At 69.9% G+C, this 17905-nt stretch carries 14 protein-coding genes and 1 pseudogene; 10 read left to right on the forward strand and 5 right to left on the reverse strand.

Annotated elements, in window-relative coordinates:
- Positions 1-74: 74 nt before the first annotated feature.
- The 6 genes from glnA (at position 75) to manD (ending at position 7259) form a co-directional block, all read left to right on the forward strand.
- On the forward strand, positions 75-1484 hold the full coding sequence (gene glnA / locus AB0M67_RS04995) for a type I glutamate--ammonia ligase (RefSeq protein ID WP_365742659.1): 1410 nt from the start codon (positions 75-77) through the stop codon (positions 1482-1484).
- 227 nt (positions 1485-1711) lie between these two features.
- The gene (locus AB0M67_RS05000; RefSeq protein WP_365742661.1) at positions 1712-2536 is read left to right on the forward strand and encodes a FadR/GntR family transcriptional regulator; all 825 of its coding nucleotides are present in this window, start codon (positions 1712-1714) and stop codon (positions 2534-2536) included.
- A 275-nt stretch (positions 2537-2811) separates the two neighbouring features.
- Positions 2812-4119 (forward strand): sugar ABC transporter substrate-binding protein, encoded by a 1308-nt coding sequence (locus AB0M67_RS05005; protein WP_365742663.1) that lies wholly within the window; start codon positions 2812-2814, stop codon positions 4117-4119.
- Positions 4119-5081 carry a sugar ABC transporter permease gene (locus AB0M67_RS05010; protein WP_365742665.1) on the forward strand — a complete coding sequence of 321 codons (963 nt, stop codon included), beginning with the start codon at positions 4119-4121 and terminating at the stop codon, positions 5079-5081. Before AB0M67_RS05005 ends, AB0M67_RS05010 begins: the two co-directional genes overlap by 1 nt.
- Positions 5078-5953: a carbohydrate ABC transporter permease gene (locus AB0M67_RS05015; protein ID WP_365742667.1), complete on the forward strand. Its 876-nt coding sequence runs from the start codon at positions 5078-5080 to the stop codon at positions 5951-5953. The genes AB0M67_RS05010 and AB0M67_RS05015 overlap by 4 nt, the downstream gene beginning before the upstream one ends.
- 91 nt (positions 5954-6044) lie before the next feature.
- On the forward strand, positions 6045-7259 hold the full coding sequence (gene manD / locus AB0M67_RS05020) for a D-mannonate dehydratase ManD (RefSeq protein ID WP_365742669.1): 1215 nt from the start codon (positions 6045-6047) through the stop codon (positions 7257-7259).
- A 70-nt stretch (positions 7260-7329) separates the two neighbouring features.
- On the opposite strand, the gene AB0M67_RS05025 is transcribed toward manD, so the two are convergent.
- Both AB0M67_RS05025 and AB0M67_RS05030 read right to left on the reverse strand, forming a co-directional pair.
- Positions 7330-7887, reverse strand: coding sequence for a TetR family transcriptional regulator (locus AB0M67_RS05025; RefSeq protein ID WP_365742671.1), 558 nt, complete (start codon positions 7885-7887; stop codon positions 7330-7332).
- 14 nt (positions 7888-7901) lie between these two features.
- Positions 7902-8480, reverse strand: a complete 579-nt coding sequence (locus AB0M67_RS05030; protein ID WP_365742674.1) for a sugar O-acetyltransferase — start codon at positions 8478-8480, stop codon at positions 7902-7904.
- On the opposite strand from AB0M67_RS05030, the gene AB0M67_RS05035 reads away from it, so the two are divergent.
- From AB0M67_RS05035 to AB0M67_RS05045, 3 genes and pseudogenes are all read left to right on the forward strand, one after another.
- Positions 8442-9779 carry an MFS transporter gene (locus AB0M67_RS05035; RefSeq protein ID WP_365742676.1) on the forward strand — a complete coding sequence of 446 codons (1338 nt, stop codon included), beginning with the start codon at positions 8442-8444 and terminating at the stop codon, positions 9777-9779. The genes AB0M67_RS05030 and AB0M67_RS05035 overlap by 39 nt on opposite strands.
- Positions 9780-9946: 167 nt before the next feature.
- Positions 9947-10396: pseudogene (locus AB0M67_RS05040) on the forward strand (dienelactone hydrolase family protein); the annotation flags it as partial.
- Between the two features lie 286 nt (positions 10397-10682).
- Complete coding sequence (locus AB0M67_RS05045; RefSeq protein ID WP_365742678.1) at positions 10683-12281, forward strand: hypothetical protein; 1599 nt, start codon at positions 10683-10685, stop codon at positions 12279-12281.
- A gap of 46 nt (positions 12282-12327) precedes the next feature.
- Here AB0M67_RS05045 and AB0M67_RS05050 read toward each other — a convergent pair whose 3' ends face one another.
- From AB0M67_RS05050 to AB0M67_RS05060, 3 genes are all read right to left on the reverse strand, one after another.
- Positions 12328-13290, reverse strand: coding sequence for a DUF5996 family protein (locus tag AB0M67_RS05050; protein ID WP_365742680.1), 963 nt, complete (start codon positions 13288-13290; stop codon positions 12328-12330).
- Positions 13291-13626: 336 nt separating this feature from the next.
- Positions 13627-14268, reverse strand: a complete 642-nt coding sequence (locus AB0M67_RS05055) for a class I SAM-dependent methyltransferase (protein WP_365742682.1) — start codon at positions 14266-14268, stop codon at positions 13627-13629.
- Between the two features lie 95 nt (positions 14269-14363).
- Positions 14364-15431 (reverse strand): NAD(P)/FAD-dependent oxidoreductase, encoded by a 1068-nt coding sequence (locus AB0M67_RS05060; RefSeq protein WP_365742684.1) that lies wholly within the window; start codon positions 15429-15431, stop codon positions 14364-14366.
- Positions 15432-15594: 163 nt separating this feature from the next.
- On the opposite strand from AB0M67_RS05060, the gene AB0M67_RS05065 reads away from it, so the two are divergent.
- Positions 15595-17565, forward strand: coding sequence for an SMI1/KNR4 family protein (locus AB0M67_RS05065; RefSeq protein WP_365742686.1), 1971 nt, complete (start codon positions 15595-15597; stop codon positions 17563-17565).
- Positions 17566-17905: the final 340 nt, after the last annotated feature.

Genomic DNA, 17905 nt, shown 5'->3' on the forward strand with positions numbered 1-17905 from the left:
CAGCGTGTGCCACCGCACTGGCCGCACGACCGATAACCCCCGCCCCTCCCCGGGTCGGGAGGAGGAGGAGCTGGATGTTCCAGAACGCCGACGAGGCCAAGAAGTTCATCGCGGACGAGGACGTCAAGTTCGTCGACGTCCGTTTCTGCGACCTTCCTGGCGTGATGCAGCACTTCACGATCCCCGCGAAGGCGTTCGACCCGGCTGAGGAGCTGGCCTTCGACGGCTCGTCGATCCGCGGCTTCCAGGCCATCCACGAGTCGGACATGGCGCTGCGCGCGGACCTGTCGACGGCCCGGCTTGACCCCTTCCGGCGTGACAAGACGCTGAACCTCAACTTCTTCATCCACGACCCGATCACGGGCGAGCAGTACAGCCGCGACCCGCGCAACATCGCCAAGAAGGCCGAGGCGTACCTCGCCTCCACCGGCATCGCGGACACCGCGTACTTCGGCCCCGAGGCCGAGTTCTACGTCTTCGACAGCGTGCGTTTCAACACCACCGCGAACGAGGGCTTTTACCACATCGACTCCGAGGCCGGCGCCTGGAACACCGGTGCGCTTGAGGACAACCGCGGTTACAAGGTCCGCTACAAGGGCGGCTACTTCCCGGCCCCGCCGGTCGACCACTTCGCCGACCTGCGTGCCGAGATCTCCCTGGAGCTTGAGGCGTCCGGCCTCCAGGTCGAGCGCCAGCACCACGAGGTCGGCACGGCCGGCCAGGCGGAGATCAACTACAAGTTCAACACGCTGCTCGCCGCGGCCGACGACCTGATGCTCTTCAAGTACATCGTGAAGAACGTCGCCTGGCGCAACGGCAAGACCGCGACGTTCATGCCCAAGCCGATCTTCGGTGACAACGGCTCCGGTATGCACGTCCACCAGTCCCTGTGGCAGGGCGGCACCCCGCTCTTCTACGACGAGCAGGGCTACGCGGGCCTCTCGGACACCGCCCGCTACTACATCGGCGGCATCCTCAGGCACGCCCCGTCGCTGCTGGCCTTCACCAACCCGACGGTGAACTCGTACCACCGCCTGGTCCCCGGCTTCGAGGCCCCGGTCAACCTGGTCTACTCGCAGCGCAACCGCTCGGCGGCCATGCGCATCCCGATCACGGGCTCCAACCCGAAGGCCAAGCGCGTCGAATTCCGCGCCCCGGACCCGTCCTCGAACCCGTACCTGGCCTTCTCGGCCCTCCTCCTCGCGGGCCTGGACGGCGTCAAGAACAAGATCGAGCCGGCCGAGCCGATCGACAAGGACCTCTACGAACTCGCCCCGGAGGAGCACGCGGGCGTCCCCCAGGTCCCGACGTCCCTCCCGGCGGTCCTGGACGCGCTGGAGGCGGACAACGAGTACTTGCAGGCGGGCGGTGTCTTCACCTCGGACCTGATCGAGACGTGGATCGACTACAAGCGCACGAAGGAAATCGCCCCGATCCAACTGCGCCCGCACCCGCACGAGTTCGAGCTGTACTTCGACATCTAAACAGGTAGGACATACCGACCCTTGCGGGGTAAGGCCCCCGTCGCTCTTCGCGGAGAGCGACGGGGGCTTGGCGTTGCCCCGGATGAGGAGGAGAGAGGTAGACCCAACGGCGCTTCGCGGCAAGTCGCTATCCGCGAGAGCCGGCGGCCGTGAGGTGGGGCGGGCGGGGTGTGCGCGGCCGGGCCGGGGGCCGCGTACGGGCCGCGACCTGGCTGTACGCTGCGACCATGCAGTCGTCCGCCCCCTCCTCCCCGTCAGGTTCCCAGCGGCCGGGCCCGGTCGCGGACCCCGCCCGGCGCGGACTCCTGACGGAGCGCATCGCCCGCCAGCTGGAACACGACATCAGGTCCGGGGAGATCGCCGTCGGGACGAAACTCCCCTCGGAGCGCGAACTCGCCGCCCAGTTCGGTTCCAGCAGGAACGTCGTACGCGAGGTGCTCCGGCGGCTGGAGGCCCAGCATCTGATCGAAGTCGCCCCGGGGCGTGGCTCCTTCGTCCGCGAACAGTCCTCGGGGCAGGCCAGAGGGTACGACGCGCTGTACCGGGCGGGCCGCCCCACCGTCCGGCAGCTCATCGAGGCACGGATCCCGCTTGAGGTCGAGATGGTCCGGCTGGCGACCCAGCGGGCGACGGACGAGGACATCGCGACCATGCGGACCGCACGGGACGCCCTGGAGTCGGCGACCGATGTCGTCGTCAAGGCCCAGGCCGACATGGACTTCCACGACGCCATCGCGGTGGCGAGCAAGAACCCGGTCCTGCGGATCATGCTGTCCTCGATCAGCGGGATGATGTTCGAGATGATGCTCCGCTCGAACTCCGATCCATCGATCGGTGAGGCCGGTGTGCCGCACCATCCGGAGATCTTCGAGGCGGTCGAGGCGCGGGACGTGGACCTCGCCTGCGCGCGGATGCGGGAGCACCTGAGACTGGGCCTGCGTACCTACGGGGCGGATCTCGATCTGCAGGTCGACACCATGGCACGCAACCACATCGAGACACTGCTGGGCCAGGCCGAGGGTCGCCGGAGCGGCAACCGAGCGGGCGAATAGTCCAGCGACCGATCGGCGACCGGTTCCGCAGGGCTTCCCTTCACAAGACCTTCCTTCACAAGACTTTCCTTCACCGGACCTTCCTTCACCGGACTTCCCTTCAGGGGGCTGGTCGACATGCCTCTTCTGCTGTTACGGTCCCGTCTGAACCAACTGGTCCTACCAGTTGGACCAACAAGGTCGCCTGTAGCGCGGGCCGGGACGCGACACGCACCGCACGGCACCACGAGACATCGCACGACACCGCACGACACCGCAGAGAGACGAGGACAAGGATGTCCACGAGCAGCCAGCTCCTGAGCCGGCGCGCCTTCGGGAGGCTGGTCGCGGGGGCCGCCGGGGCGGGGGCGCTGAGCGCCTGTTCGACCAGGGGCGGGAAGCCCTCGGCCAACACCCCGCTGCGGGTCATGGCGATCAACCATGTGTGGTCCCAGGCGATCAAGCGCCGTACCGAGGAGTTCGAGGAGCGGATCGGCCGGCGGGTCTCGATGACCCTGCTCACCGCCGACCAGCTCGCGAGCAGCTATAACGTCAAGCTGAACGCCTCCGGCACCGACGTGGACGTGATGATGGTCCGCGCGCTCCAGGAGCAGCTGGTCTTCGGCCACAACGGCTGGCTCGCCGACCTCAGCGACCGGGTCGACGACGCGGCGTTCGACTGGCTGGACTTCCAGAAGGCCCCGCGCGAGGCGTCCGTGACCGCGGGAAAGGTGCTGAGCGTCCCGGTGGTGACCGAACGCCCAGCGCTCTACTACCGCAAGGACCTGGTCGAGGACCTCGGCGGGCCGCCGCGCACCCTGGACGCGCTGATGGCCGCCGCACGGGAACTCACCCGGCGCGAGCAGGGCTTCTACGGCTACGTGGGCCGGGGCCAGCGCAGCGGCGCCGTCTCCCAGTGGTCGAGCTTCCTCTACTCGCACGGCGGAGACTTCGTCGTCGACGGGAAGTCCGGCATCGGCAGCCCTGAGGCCCTGGCGGCGTACGAGTACTACGGCGGTCTGCTGGCCGAGGCCGGGCCGCCCGGGGCGACCAACATGAGCCTCGAACAGGCGATGCCGATCTTCGCGCAGGGCAAGGCCGCGTTCTACATCGACGCCGACGCGATCTACAGCAGCTTCCTCGACCCGAAGGTGTCCAAGGTGCGCGAGAGCGTCGGCTTCGCGCCCTTCCCGGCCGGTCCGGCCGGTGCCAGGCCGCACAACATCCCGTCCTGGAGCCTCGGCATCAACACCTTCTCCCTGCTGCGCGACGACGCCTGGGAGTTCATCAGGTGGGCCGCGGGTCCCGAGATGTCGGCCGCCCTCCAGTCCGACGGCATACCCGGCGCCCGCTCCTCGGTGTGGTCCGACCCGAAGACGCTGGCCTCCTTCCCGCCGGATCTCGCCGAGGCCATGCGGATCAACGCGGAGCGCGGTCGCGGCTACGACCGGCCCCGGGTCCTCCAGGTGGGCCGGGCCCGCGACATCGTCGGCCGTCCGCTGGTCGCGGGCATCCTCGGTCAGTCCGTACGCCCTGTCGTGCGCGACGCGGACGCGGAGTTCGCCGAGTTCCTCGTACGCGACAACCGCCACAAGGAGTCCTGATGTCCACCACCGAGGTCTCCACGGCCCGCACCGCGGCCCGGCCGTCGGAGGCGAAGCCGCCCCGCGTACGCCGGCCGCGCACCTTCGAGCAGGCCAACCGGCGGCTGAAGTGGGCGATGCTCGCTCCGGCGCTGCTCTTCGTGGGCCTGATGATCGTCTTCCCGCTGGCCTTCACTCTCGACCTCAGTCTGACCGACGCCTTCGGCGCGGTGAACGCCGACAGGACCCACATCGGCCTGCGCAACTTCACCGACGCGCTGGGCGACACTCGCAGGTTCTGGCCGGCCGCCCGCCGCACCCTGGTCTTCACCGTCGGCGCGGTGGTGCTGGAGACGGTGCTCGGGCTCGCCCTGGCGATGCTGATGCGCAAGCCGTTCCGGGGGATGCGCTGGGTGCGCACCGTCCTGATCATCCCGCTGCTCGCCACGCCGGTCGCGATCGGCATCCTGTGGCTGCTGATCCTCGACCCCACCAATGGGATAGCCAACCATCTGCTCGCCGCGGTCGGCCTGCCCCGGCAGGAGTTCCTCGGCTCTGTCAGCCAGTCGCTGCCCACGCTGATGCTCATCGACGTATGGCAGTGGACGCCGATGATGACACTGCTGCTGCTCGCCGGGCTGACCACGCTGCCCGAGGAGCCCGAGGAGGCCGCCCTGGTCGACGGAGCCAACAGCTGGCAACGGTTCCGGCACGTCATCCTGCCGATGCTCGGACCCACGCTCGCCACCGCGCTGGTGCTGCGTGCCGTCGACGCGCTGAAGACCTTCGACATCCTCTACGCCACCAAGGGCGCCGGCGGCGGTTCGGACTTCGAGGTGGAAACCCTCAACGTCTACGCCTACGGCCTCACCTTCGACTACCAGGAGTACGGCCTGGCTGCCGCCGTGCTGGTCCTGTTCACGCTCTTCATCATCGGTGTCGTGGTACTGCTGCGCCGCCGTGGCGGAAGGAAGAACGCATGAGTGCCACCGTCTCCCGCGCCGCGCGCCCGTCGCCCGTCCCGCACAACACCCCGCGGGCCCGCCGGCGCGGGACATGGTCGTGGCTGCGCGGCACCGCCATCACGATCGTGACGCTCGTCTTCGCGCTGCCGATCGTGTGGATGTTCGCCGCGGCCTTCAAGACCAACGTGCAGGTCACCGACCCGTCGGTCGGCCTGTGGTTCAAGCCCACCCTGGACAACTTCCGCAGCATCGTCGAGGCCGGGCAGATCGTGCGCTCCATGGGCAACTCGCTGCTGGTCGGGCTGGTGTCGACGGTCCTCTCCGCCGTCATCGCCGTACCGGCGGCCTGGGCCGTGGGCCGGTTCACCATGCACCGCACCGGCTCCCTGATCCTCGTCGCGCGCATCGTCCCGGCGATCTCGCTGCTCGTCCCCTGGTACTACCTGTTCGCGCGGATGGGCCTCGTCGGCTCCTACACCGTGCTGGTCCTGAGCCACATGTTCGTCTCCGTCCCGCTCATCATGTGGATCATGATCAGCTTCTTCGCGGGGCTGCCGGTCGAACTGGAGGAGGCCGCCCGCACCGACGGGCTGAGCGCCTTCGGCGCCTTCTGGCGGATCTCGCTGCCCCTCGCGGCGCCGGGCACCGCGACCGCCTCGCTGCTGGCCTTCGTCTTCAGCTGGAACAACTTCATGTTCGCGCTGGTCTTCGCCGACGACCGGACCCAGACCGTGCCGGTGACCCTGTTCAACTTCATCTCCTACGCGAGCACCGACTGGGGCGGTCTGATGGCAGCCGCCACCCTCATCACCGTGCCGGTCGTACTGGCCGCCGTCCTCGGACAGAAATACCTGGTCGCCGGGTTGACCTCCGGCGCCACCAAGGGCTGAGAAGCCGTTCCCAGGCGCGGCCGGAGCACAGCCTCCGCACCGGCCCAGGGCTGACCCCCACACCTCCGACATCCGGAAAGAGAACACACGCATGAAGATCGTCGACGCGAAGGTCGTCGTCACCAGCCCCGGCCGCAACTTCGTCACCCTGAAACTGACGACCGACGAGGGCCTCACCGGTCTCGGCGACGCCACCCTGAACGGCAGGGAACTCGCCGTGGTCAGCTACCTCACCGACCATGTGGCGCCCCTGCTCGTCGGCCTCGACCCGCACCGGATCGAGGACACCTGGCAGTCGCTGTACCGGGGCGCGTACTGGCGGCGGGGACCAGTGACGATGGCCGCCATCGCCGCCGTCGACGTGGCGCTCTGGGACATCAAGGCGAAGACCGCGGGGCTCCCGCTCTACCAGCTGCTGGGCGGCGCCGGCCGCGAACGCGTCCGCACCTACGGCCACGCCAACGGCCGGGACATACCCGAACTCCTCGACTCCGTACGGGCCAGGCTGGCCGAGGGCTACCCCGCCGTCCGTATCCAGTCCGGCATCCCCGGCCTCAAGGCCGTCTACGGGGTGTCCGACACCGACGACGTCGGCGCGCCGGTCCTCCACCAGCGGGCCCGCCCGCTGGTGGAGGACTGGGACACCGAGGCCTACCTGCGCCATATGCCGGCCGTCTTCGACGCGGTACGTGCCGAGTTCGGCGCCGAACTGCCGCTCCTCCACGACGCCCACCACCGGCTCACCCCGATCCAGGCCGCCCGGCTCGGCAAGGACCTTGAGCCCTACCGGCTGTTCTGGCTGGAGGACTGCACGCCCGCCGAGAACCAGGAGGCCCTGCGCCTGGTGCGCCGCAACACCACCACCCCGCTGGCCATCGGCGAGGTGTTCAACACGGTGTACGACTACCAGGCACTGATCACCGAGCAGCTGATCGACTACGTGCGGTCCGCGGTCACCCACTTCGGTGGCGTCACACCGCTGCGCAAGCTCTTCGACTTCGCCGCCCAGTACCAGATCAAGAGCGCCGTGCACGGACCGGAGGACATCTCCCCGGTCGGGATGGCCGCCGCCGTCCACCTCGACCTCGCCGTGCACAACTTCGGCATCCAGGAGTACTCGGGCCACACCCCCCTCACCCACGAGGTGTTCCGGCACTCCTACGCCTTCACCGATGGGTACCTGCACCCGGGCGAGGCCCCCGGCATCGGGGTGGAGCTGGACGAGGAGCTGGCAGCGGCCCACCCGTACGACCCGGCGTATCTGCCGGTCAACCGCCTCCACGACGGGACCGTCCACGACTGGTGATCGGTGACGGGTGTGACCTGGCCGGCACCTTGGTCAGGTGGGGTGCCGGCCAGGGGCCTTGGGGCGCGGGTCAGGGATTCCCGCGTGTGCCCTGCGTGATGCGGGCGATCGCCTCGACGGTCAGGGCACGGTCATGCGGTTCGGTCTCCAGCGCGCGGTGGATGGAGAGCCCCTCGATCAGCGCGTCGAGCTGCCGTGCCGTCGCCGGGTCGAAGTGCCACTCCAGCGCGCGGCGGCTCCGGCGCATCCACTCCCGGGTCAGCTCGCGATAGGCGGGGTTCCGGGCGGCGAGCGTGTAGAGCTCGTGGGTGAGGACGAGTTCGCGCTGATTCCCGCTGGACAGGTGGTGGACGAGGTCGGCGACCGCCTCCCGGGCCTCGTCGGGGGTGTTCGCGGCGCCGAGACGCTCCTCGAAGACGGCCACGATACTGCTGGAGAAGCGGATGAACGCTTCCCGCAACAGCTCGTCCATGCCGCCGAAGTGATACGTCATCGATCCGAGTGGCACTCCGGCGCGGGCGGCGACCTTGCGGTGCGACGTCCCGGCGACCCCCTCCTCCGCGATCAGGTCGAGCGCGGCGGCGATGATGCGCTCCCGCCGCTCGGGGTCGTTCCTTCCGGTCGCCACGGTGCTTCCCTTTTCTAGATCGAGCGGATCAACCGGGCCGGATTGCCCACGGCAACCACGTTGGCCGGGACGTCCTTCGTCACGACGGCTCCGGCGCCGATGACGCTGTTGTCCCCGATGGTCACCCCGGCGAGCACGATCGCTCCGCCGCCGAGCCAGACATTGTCGCCGATCGTGATCGGCTTGGCCGCCTCCAGCTTGTCCCGGCGCGGCTCCGGCTCCACCGGGTGGGTGGGGGTGAGCAACTGTACGTTCGGCCCGATCTGGCAGTCGCGCCCGATGGTGATGGGCGCCACGTCGAGCGCGGTGAGATTGTAGTTGATGAACGTGTCCTCGCCGACCGTGATGTACGTGCCGTAGTCGACGTAGAGCGGCGGCCGGATGTGGGCACCCGCGCCGATACCGCCGAGGAGTTCGGCGATGACGGGCTGCGCGGCATCGGCGTCCTCCGCGTACGCCGCGAGGTACTGGGCGGCCAGGCGCACGGCTCGTTGCTGAGCCTTCGCGATGTCCGGGTCATCGGAGATGTAGAGGTCTCCGGCGAGCATCCGCTCATGGTTGGTACGGGGGTCTCCCGCGAAGTGGTCCGTCATGCGTACGATCGTACACTCCAGGCGTACGACCGTACGCTCCTGTTCGCTCCCCTTCTTCGATTCGTCTGCCGAGGCCCCACTGTCATGGATGCCGCTACGCGCCGCTGGCGCACCGCCCTGTTTCTCTTCATGCTGGCCGCCGGCACCGGCATGGCGTCCTGGGTGGCCCGTACCCCGGCCGTCCGGGACGGCCTCGACGTGTCCACCGGCTCGATGGGGCTCGTGCTGTTCGGTCTTTCCACCGGTTCGATGGCAGGCGTCACGGCCTCCGGCCCTCTCGTGCGCCGCTACGGAGGCCGGGCGACCATCAGCGTCGGCGCGTCGCTGATCGTCGCCGGACTCCTGGTCGTCGCGGTGGGCACGAGCCTGTCGCTGGCGGGCGGGGTCTTCTGCGGACTGGCCCTGTTCGGTGGCGGGATGGGACTCGCCGAGGTCGCGTTCAACATCGAGGGCGCGGCCATCGAGAGCATCATCGAGAAGCCCGTCCTGCCGGTGCTGCACGGCTGCTTCAGCCTCGGCACCGTCGTCGGCGCACTGCTGGGCATGGCGCTGACCGCCGCCGCGTTCCCCGTCGGCTGGCACCTGTCGGCCGTCGCGGTGCTCATCGCGGCCGCCGCGGTCCGGGCCGTCCTCCTGATCCCGCACGGCACCGGGAGGGAGGCGGCCGGTACCGCCAACAGCGCTTCGGGGCAGGGCGGTTGGCGGGGCCAACTGCGGGTGTGGCAGGACCGGCGTCTGGTCCTCATCGCGGTGATCGTCCTGGCCATGGCCTTCGCGGAAGGCGCCGCCAACGACTGGCTGCCACTGCTCATGGTGGACGGCTACCACGTGAGCGCCACGGCGGGGTCGCTGACCTTCCTGGCCTTCGCCTCGTCGATGACGCTCGGCCGCTTCGCCGGCGGCCCCCTCCTGGAGCGCTTCGGCCGGGTCAAGGTCGTCCGGGTCAGCGCCGTCACCGCGGCCGTGGGGCTGGTGTTGGTGATCGTCTCGCCCAGCCCGCTGGTGGCGGGCGCCGCCACAGTGCTGTGGGGACTCGGCGCCTCGCTCGGCTTCCCGGTCACCCTTTCCGCGGCGGGCGACCACCCGCACGACGCGGCGGCGCGGGTCGGCGCGGTCGCCACCGCGGGGTACATCGCCTTCCTCGTCGGCCCGCCCGCACTCGGCTTCCTCGCCGACCACATCGGACTCCGGCTCACCATGACCGTCGTCCTCGCTCTGCTGATCGTCGCCTCCACGCTGGCCGGGGCGCTCGGATCCGGCCGTCGCGCCGGTACGGAACCGGCCCCGGTCACCCCCTAGGTCCTGTCCGGTCGATCTTCGCGGATCAGACCGCGGCGTCTGGTGCCGTGCATCGCAAGGCGGAGGATCGGCCTCGTACTGGACGTACTTGGCCGACTCCGACAACGCGGCGAGGTGCGGTGCCAGGCGTCGCGGGCCCGCGAAGATCGACCGGACAGGACCTAGGTGACGCCGAGGCCTACCTCAGGTTCCTCACCACCCAGCCCGAGGTCGCCGCCGGACCGGTCGCGGTGAGCGGCTACTGCATAGGCGGCCTCCTGGCGATGCGTACCGCCGCGGCCCACCCCGGCCGGGTGGCCGCCGTCGCCGCGTTTCACGGTCCCGTGGGCGCGGACGGGCCCGACGCCTTCGCCGAGGGCGCGGACGGGCCCGACGCCTTCGCCGAGATCACCGCCGAGGTCCACTTCGGCCACGCCGAAAGCGACCTGACGCCCGAGGCCCTGGGCGAGCTCAACCGGGCCCTGGACGCCGCGAAGGTCGACTACACCTCCGAGATCTACCCCGGCACCGTCCACGGGTTCACCATGTCCGACACCGACGCCTTCGACCCCGCCGGACTGCGGCGCCACTGGGACCGTCTCCTCCCCCTCCTCGACCGCACACTGGCCAACAGCTGAGGCTCCGACCTCTTCTGCGATCGGGGAGACCAGGCCCGTCGGCGGCTGGGCCCTCGGCTGGGTCCCTGGGCCCTGCGTTTGGGCCCTGGCTCGTCCTTAGGCTGCTGTCGCTTGGGGGAACGGGTGGTGACGCCGGCGAGGAGAACAAATGAAGGGCTCCGACAGGTTCCGGATATGGCATGGGCATGCTAAGGCGCGGAGTAGCCCGCGGCTTGGTGGGCTCAATGGGCTCGGTGGGCTCAATGCGCTCGGAGACAGAGGGCAGAGCGGGGCCGAGTACGCCGCGATGGTCGGGGTCGTCTCGCTGGTCGTGGCGGCGATCGTCGGTCTGAGCGTGCCCGCCGACACGGCGACCGGGCTGAAGAGCGCGGTGTGCCGAATACTCCACCCGCTCAGCGGCGCCGAGGCCTGCTCCTCGGGTGACTACGCGGGCGACGACGGCGACGGAGGCGACGGCGGGGGCGGGGGTCCCGACGATCCCTTCGTACCCAACGGCGACCCGTTCGAGCCCGCGAAGTGTCTGCTGTCCCAGGACCAGACCAAGGCCACCGTCGTCATCCAGGTGGCCTTCATCAAGATCAGCTCGTCGGAGACGGTCAAACTCCAGCAGTGGTCCGACGGAACCGTCACTCTGGAGCGGGTGAATGAGACCGGGGGCGGGGTCACGGCGAGCATCTCCGCGGGGATTCCGGGCCTGAAGGACTGGGGCGGCAGCGCCTCGCTGAGCGGCAGCTTCATGTCGGGCAGCGGCAGCGGCGGGCAGTGGCTCTTCAACGGGAACAAGAGCGGCGATCCGCAGGCGGACCTGGCGGCCAACCTGGAGGACGCCCAGCAGTTCGCCGCGTACCTCAAGGCGAACGACGGCTGCAAATACCAGAGCGGCTACAACCCCGGTGCGGCGATGGGAGCCTGCGCCCAGGACGCGGCCTCCAAGAAGCCCGACCTCGAACCGGAGTTGGCGCCGGACGTCGACATCACCAAGACCTCCACCGAGGCATCCGGCGGAGTGAGCTTCGGAAAGTCCTTCAAGAGCAACGGCAAGAGCGGCAAGGACACCAAGGGCGGCAAGGACGGCAAAGGCGCCGACGGACCCAAGGACCTCGGCAGCATCTCCTTCGAGGGACTCTCCGGCTCGATGACCGAAGACGTCGTCGTCATGCGCGCCAAGACCGGCCCCGACGCCGGCAAAATCACCTTCGTCTACACCTTCTCCGTCAGCGGCACCGCCGGCGGCGTCGCACAAGCCAAAGGCAGCAGGATGCAGCAGGTCGCGGTCACCTACGACGCCGCGGCCTACGACCAGGAAGAAAAAGACGGCAAACCACACCACCCCCAGAAACTGACCATCACCACCAGCCAGGAATCCGGCGACGGCCCCGGCATCCAGACCGGCGCGGGCGCCAACGCAGGCCCCGTGACCATCGACGTCGGCGGCGGCGGCGGAACCATCAACTCACAGATCCACACCGAATCCGCCGAAGTCACCCTCGACAACGACACCGACAGCACCACCGTCGAGGACTGGCTGCGCGGACGCGGCGACACCCCCGCCAGCAACCCCCTGCCCACCCCCTCCGACGCCGCCGAAGCACTCGACGACGACGCCGGCCCCATCGAACGCCTCCTCCACGACAAGGGAAAACTCACCCGCCTCGACTACCAGGCCAACACCGACTGGTGGAACGCCTCACTCGGCATCGGCTTCGGCATCTCCGCCGGACAACTCACCCTCGGCTTCAAACTCTTCGGCATCGACATCACCCACGAAGAAAAGAACCAGACCATCACCGGCGACCCCACCTACGCCAAAGGCCCACAGAGCGGCGGCGCCCGCCCCTGGGTCGAATGGAAGAACTGCACCCGCACCAAACCCATCCCCACCTAGGGCGTGTTACGAAAGTCCCGCCTGGCCCGCGTCAGCCGCGCTGGTGCTAGTGCTGGTGCTGGTGCTGGTGCTGGACGAGCGCGGGCGGTGTCCTACTCATGTACCAACCCTCGACGCGGGGTCCGACGAGGTCGGACGGCCAGCCCGCCGTCTCGACGGCGGCGTCGTAGACGGCGTCACCGAACGCCACAATGGCCTGGTGCGGGTCCGCTGTCTCCCTGAGCCTGGCCCACGGCAGAAGAACCAGACCGGCGTCGGGATGCCAGGCGGCGCCGTCAACACCCCAGGACCGGCCCCCGAGGCCCTCCGGCTGGGGCCAGATGTACGCGTACATGCCGACGTTCGGCGCCTTGGCGTCCCCGAAGGAGAAACCCACCGACACGTACGCGTCGAGCTGGGCGTTCTGCATGAACGGCGGCTCGTGGGCCGGCGGCACGGTGGGCTGCGCCCGGAAACGCGTGGCGGACAGATCGAAGCCGCCCCACATCACACCGACCCGGGGGCGGTGCCCCAGGAAGGGTGCCTGCCACGCCTCAAGCCCGTCAGCGGCAAGGTTCAACGCCGTCCAGATCAGCCGGGCCGCGTGGCCGTCCCAGGTGCGTTCGACACGATCGTCCTCGAAGCGCGGCGGGGCATCCGGAATCTCACAGATCAACGAGCTGCGCGGTCGGTGTATGCCGAGCTCGTCCGCCGCGTCGCAGAAAGACGCGTAGAACGTGGCGACTGATCCCTTGGACAACGGCACCGTCCGCGAGCCGTTGTCCGCCTCGATGACCACGTCACCGTCGAGCAGGCTGTAGTGCACCGCGAAGGTCACGCCTCCCTGCCGAAGGGTTGGCGTACTGAGCCCCCGAGGGGTGACATCGAGGACGATGTTTCCCCAGCCGGCCTCGAAGGGCTCGTCGAGGGTGTACTTGCCCGCGACCTGTACCACTCGGTTCACATAGTCGACCATGGGCGCCAGGTCCTCACGGACCAGCGTCGGCCACGCATTGAGATGTGTGCTCACAGAGAGCCTCCCAGCGTGTCGATGGGACCAGCGGGGACGGGGACTCCGGTGCCGCGCCCGCTCCCCCGTGCGGCGACGGGCGGGGCTCACCGCGATCCTGTACTCAATTCTCACACGCGGGTCGGGGTCCTGCCCGCCGTCCTCGGGAGCTGTCGACGTGACCGAACTGTCCGCCGCACACGACGCCACACACGACACCGCACACGACGCCGCCGTCACCGACCGGTACCGGCTTGCCGGGAGTGCCTACAACAGCGACCGGGACCTCGCCGCGCGCCAGTCGCTCTCGAACGCGACAAGACCGAACTCGATGACCTGTGGCAACGGCCCGGTTTCTCAGCGATCGCCGCCGACGCGGCGGACCTTGACCGCGTTGTCCGTGCGGGTGGCCGGGCGGCCGTCGGGGGCCGTCTGGGTTCGTTCGTGTTCTTCGCTCAGGAGTACCTCCCACTGGCCGTCGGGGAGTTGGAGGGAGTCCAGGACCTCGTCCGGCTCGGGAAAGTGCACGGCGGGGTCGGGGTTCTGCTCCCAGGAGGGGAATCCCGCGTGCCCGACGATCAGGAGCACGCCGCCGGGCGCGGTGGCCGAGGCCGCGGCACGCAGGACCTCCTCCCGGGGCGTGTCGCCGCGGAAGTAGAGGAAATGGGCGGAGACGAGGTCGAAGGTTCCGGCGGGGAAGGAGGTGGCGAGGTTGTGTCGTCGCCAGTCGATACGGTCGCCGACCCCGGCCGACGCCGCGTGCCGGGCCGCGCGGTCCAGGGCGACCTGGGAGATGTCGGTGGCGGTGACTCGCCAACCGCGGCGGGCGAGCCAGATCGCGTCGGCTCCCTCGCCGCAGCCGAGGTCCAGGGCGCTGCCCGGTTCCAGGGCGGTGGCCTCCCGTACCAGTACGGTGTTGGGGTTTCCGCTCCAGACGCGGTCGTTCTCGCCGTAGCGGGTGTCCCAGAACGCCTCGTCCGAGATGCTTTCGTGTGCCACTGGTGTGTTCTCCTCTTTCGTACGGGAACGCTCGCGGGTTCGTACGGGAACGCTCGCGGACGATCCGGTCGGTGGTGGTCTTCTCCCTACGGGGGTCACGGCCCGTGCCCGGAACCCCCGCGCACACGGTGCTCCGCGGCCTCCCGCTCCCGCCTCGGGGAGAAGGGATCGCGGCGGGCGGCGACGGCCCGGCGCGTGTCCTCGGCGATCAGGTCGGCGTTGATCGCCCCGGCGGCGCGTACGCCCGCCGCGGCGGCTCCGAGGACCTGCTCCATCAGATCGGTGACATTGCCGGCCACCCATACCCCCGGCACGGCCGTCGCGCCGGCCTGGTCGGAGGCGATGTACGTACCGATCACCTCGCCGCCCCTCTCCAGCTCGACGGGTGCCAGGCCCAGACTCGTGAGCAGGTCCGCGCGGGCGGTGAAGCGCGGCGCGACCACCAGGGCGCGGACGGGGATCGTCCGTCCGCCGGCCAGGGTGACGCCGGCGAGCCGGTCGTCCGTCACCTCCAGACCGGTCACCTCACCGTCCACCACGGCGATGTCGCGGGCGGCGAGCTGCTCGTACTCCTCCTCGCCCGGCTCGGGGGCGGTGTGCAGGAACAACGTCACCTCGCTGCTCCACTGCCGCCACATCAGTGCCTGGTGCGTGCCGAGCGGCCCGGTGGCGAGGACACCGATCGGCTGGTCGCGTACCTCCCAGCCATGGCAGTACGGGCAGTGGAGCACCTCGCGTCCCCACCGCTCGGCCACGCCGGGCACCGGCGGCAGTTCGTCCACCAGGCCGGTGGTCACCAGCAGCCGCCGCGCCAGAGCCGTGGTCCCGTCCGCGAGAGCGACCCGGAAGCCGCCGGTGTCCAGACGCTCGGCCGCCACGGCGTCGCCCGCCATAATCTCGCCGCCGTAACCGGTCACCTCCTCACGGCCCGCGGCCGACAGCTCCGCGGGGGGCGTGCCGTCACGCGTCAGGAAGTTGTGGACATGGGACGCCGGGGCGTTGCGCGGCCGGCCCCCGTCGATCACCAGGACCGACCGCCGTGCCCGCGCCAGGGCCAGCGCCCCGCTCAATCCGGCGGCGCCCCCGCCCACGACCACGACGTCATGGCGGCGCTCCCCGGCCCGGGGGACGATGATCCCGTTCTGTCTTGTTTGATCACTCATGCGCACTCTTACCTCCGTTCACTGGAGATGGTCCGCCCGCTCCTGCCCATTCGATAAACCTTCTTGCTGATTCAGCAAAGAGGGAGTGCATGCGGGGAGGGCGTGCTCCGCGTCCGGGTGGAGGCGGGTGTCCGTTGTCAGTGGGCGCTGGCACCATGACGGCATGAAGACCTACAACTGGCGCCCCTTCCTTGAGCGGTGGAGTGCGGACTGGCTCGACTCGCCCGACGCGCGAGGGCGCGGAGACGTGGACGAGACGGTCCTCCGGGACCGGTGGCTGGGGTTCCCGGCCGCCGGGGAGGACCGGATCACCGAGCTGGAGGCGCGGTTGGGGGTGACGCTGCCGCCCACCTACCGGTCCTTTCTGGCGACCACCGACGGGTGGCGGCCCGCCGGGACGGCCGTCAGCCGGGTGGGCGCGGCGGAGGGCGTCCACTGGTACGGGGATCCCGACGGCCTTCAGGCGGTCGATGAGGGCGCGTTGGACGAGCACGCCTCCGACGAGGAGGTGCTCAGGGCCGGTATGTGGGGCAGGGCACTGCGGTTGACCACCGCCCCCGACTCGGTCGAGGTCCTGCTCGACCCCGGCGATCCGGATGCCACCGGAGAGTGGGCCGCCTATCTCCACCGGGATGGGGCGGGCGGCGAACGGCCCGAGCGCCACGGGTCGTTCATGGATCTCATGCAGGCCCTGTTCCGGGAGTTCCACCGCACTCATGGGGACAACCCGGGGTTCGTGAACGAGACGACGCGCGAACTCGACGCCGATGTCGAAGAGGCGTGTTCGGCCTGTCTGGACGGTGCGGACATCGATGGAGCGCTCGAACTGCTCACGGAGGCGGACGAGTGCGGCCGGCCCCGCGCCCGTTGGCCGCGCGTCCAGGTGGAGGCGATGCTGAGCGGCGGCGACCGTACGGGCGGCTGGGGCGGCATCGCCGGCGCGTCGGCGGATCTCCGTTCCGCCGGGCGGATGGACGATCCGTTGTACGCGCGCGAGCTTGTGCCGCTGGCCGCGCTGGAGCACCTCTGGGCGGGCCATGACGAGGCGGAGTTCCTCCGGCCCCCCGGCGGTCATGACCATGACGGGGACGGCCGGAAGCAGGCGCTGGCCCTGCTGCGGGAGATCGATGAGCGTACGTTCCGGTACGAGGCTCCCGGACCCTTCGGCGACGCGGTCGCCGCGGCGCGTGAACAGGCGCGGTGGGGTGATACGGACGGCGCGTGGCGCACACTGGCGGCGGCCGTGGCCGACTGGGAGCCGTACGGCGACGAGCACATGGCCCCGGTCGGGCTGCTCGCCGACCCTCTCCTCGGGCCGGTGATCACCGCGGAGCGCGGGCGGTACCTCCTGGAGACTCCCCGGGCCGGTGGCCAGGGCGCGGCGGAGGACGGTGGTGATGTGAAGGCTCGCCGGGCGAGGCTGGACGGGCTCGGCTGGCTCGCCGAGGACACCCGGCCATCGGCGCCGGACGCCTATCGCTTCGTCCTCGTCCACGATGTCTCGCCGCAGGAACTGGCCGACCGGATCGGCCAGGGACCGCTGTTGGCGCCGTGCGACGAGTCGGAGGCGGGGCAGGCCATACGTATCGGATCGTGCGGCGTCTGGGGGACGGACCCGGAGCGATGGAGTTTCGCGTTCGAGAGCGGGCGGAACCATACGGAGCCGCCGAGTGAGTCGGTGTCGCGCGGCACGAAGTCGGTGACGGTGTGGTGCGAACGCGGTGGCAGGTCAGCGGCGTTCCCCGGCACGTTCCACTTCTCCTACGCGGAGGACGGGGAGCACGTGTACGGCTTCACCGTGCGCGACGGGGAGACCGAGCAGTGGGGAGCGATTTTCGACGCGCTCGACCCCGGGCATCTCTTCCCGGACGCGCGTCCCGACTGGGACGAGGACTCGTACGACGAGGCGCACGACGACGAGGGCGCGGATACGGACGCGGGCGATGACTCACGCCCTGGCGCGGATGGCAGCGCCTCGGACGGCGGCGCCTCGGACGGCGGCTCGGAGGGGAGTTGGGCCCTGGATCCCGACGACGAGTACGAGGCTCTCGACGCCATCGCGGAGGTGTTCGGGGTCTCCCTGCCGCGCTTCGCGCTCCGGCACGGGCGACTGCACGTGGTCGCGCCCTCGTAACCTCGCTCAGTGCCGCGGTCATGGCGCGTCAGTGGCGTGTCAGTGGCGTGTCAGTGGCCCGGTCATCGATACGGAGCGGCTGACGCTGCCGCCGCTCCGTATCGCGTACGCCGGCATCGCCACGGCATGCCACGGGGGAGGCGCGGGGGCCAGGGCGTGTCGTCCGGTGCACCGCGCTCGCTCCGCTCGCTCCGCTCGTTCCGTCTCGGCTCCTGGTGACGCCGCTTCAGGCGCCGGGGGCCGGCGGGGCTCCGAGCTCCTATGCCGCAGCTATTCAGTATTGCCAAGTACCACTAGTCGGCGTTACCGTATACCGGTAGTCAACGTCACCGAGTAGGTG

The organism is Streptomyces sp. NPDC051662 (assembly GCF_040681655.1).
GTDB lineage: Bacteria > Actinomycetota > Actinomycetes > Streptomycetales > Streptomycetaceae > Streptomyces.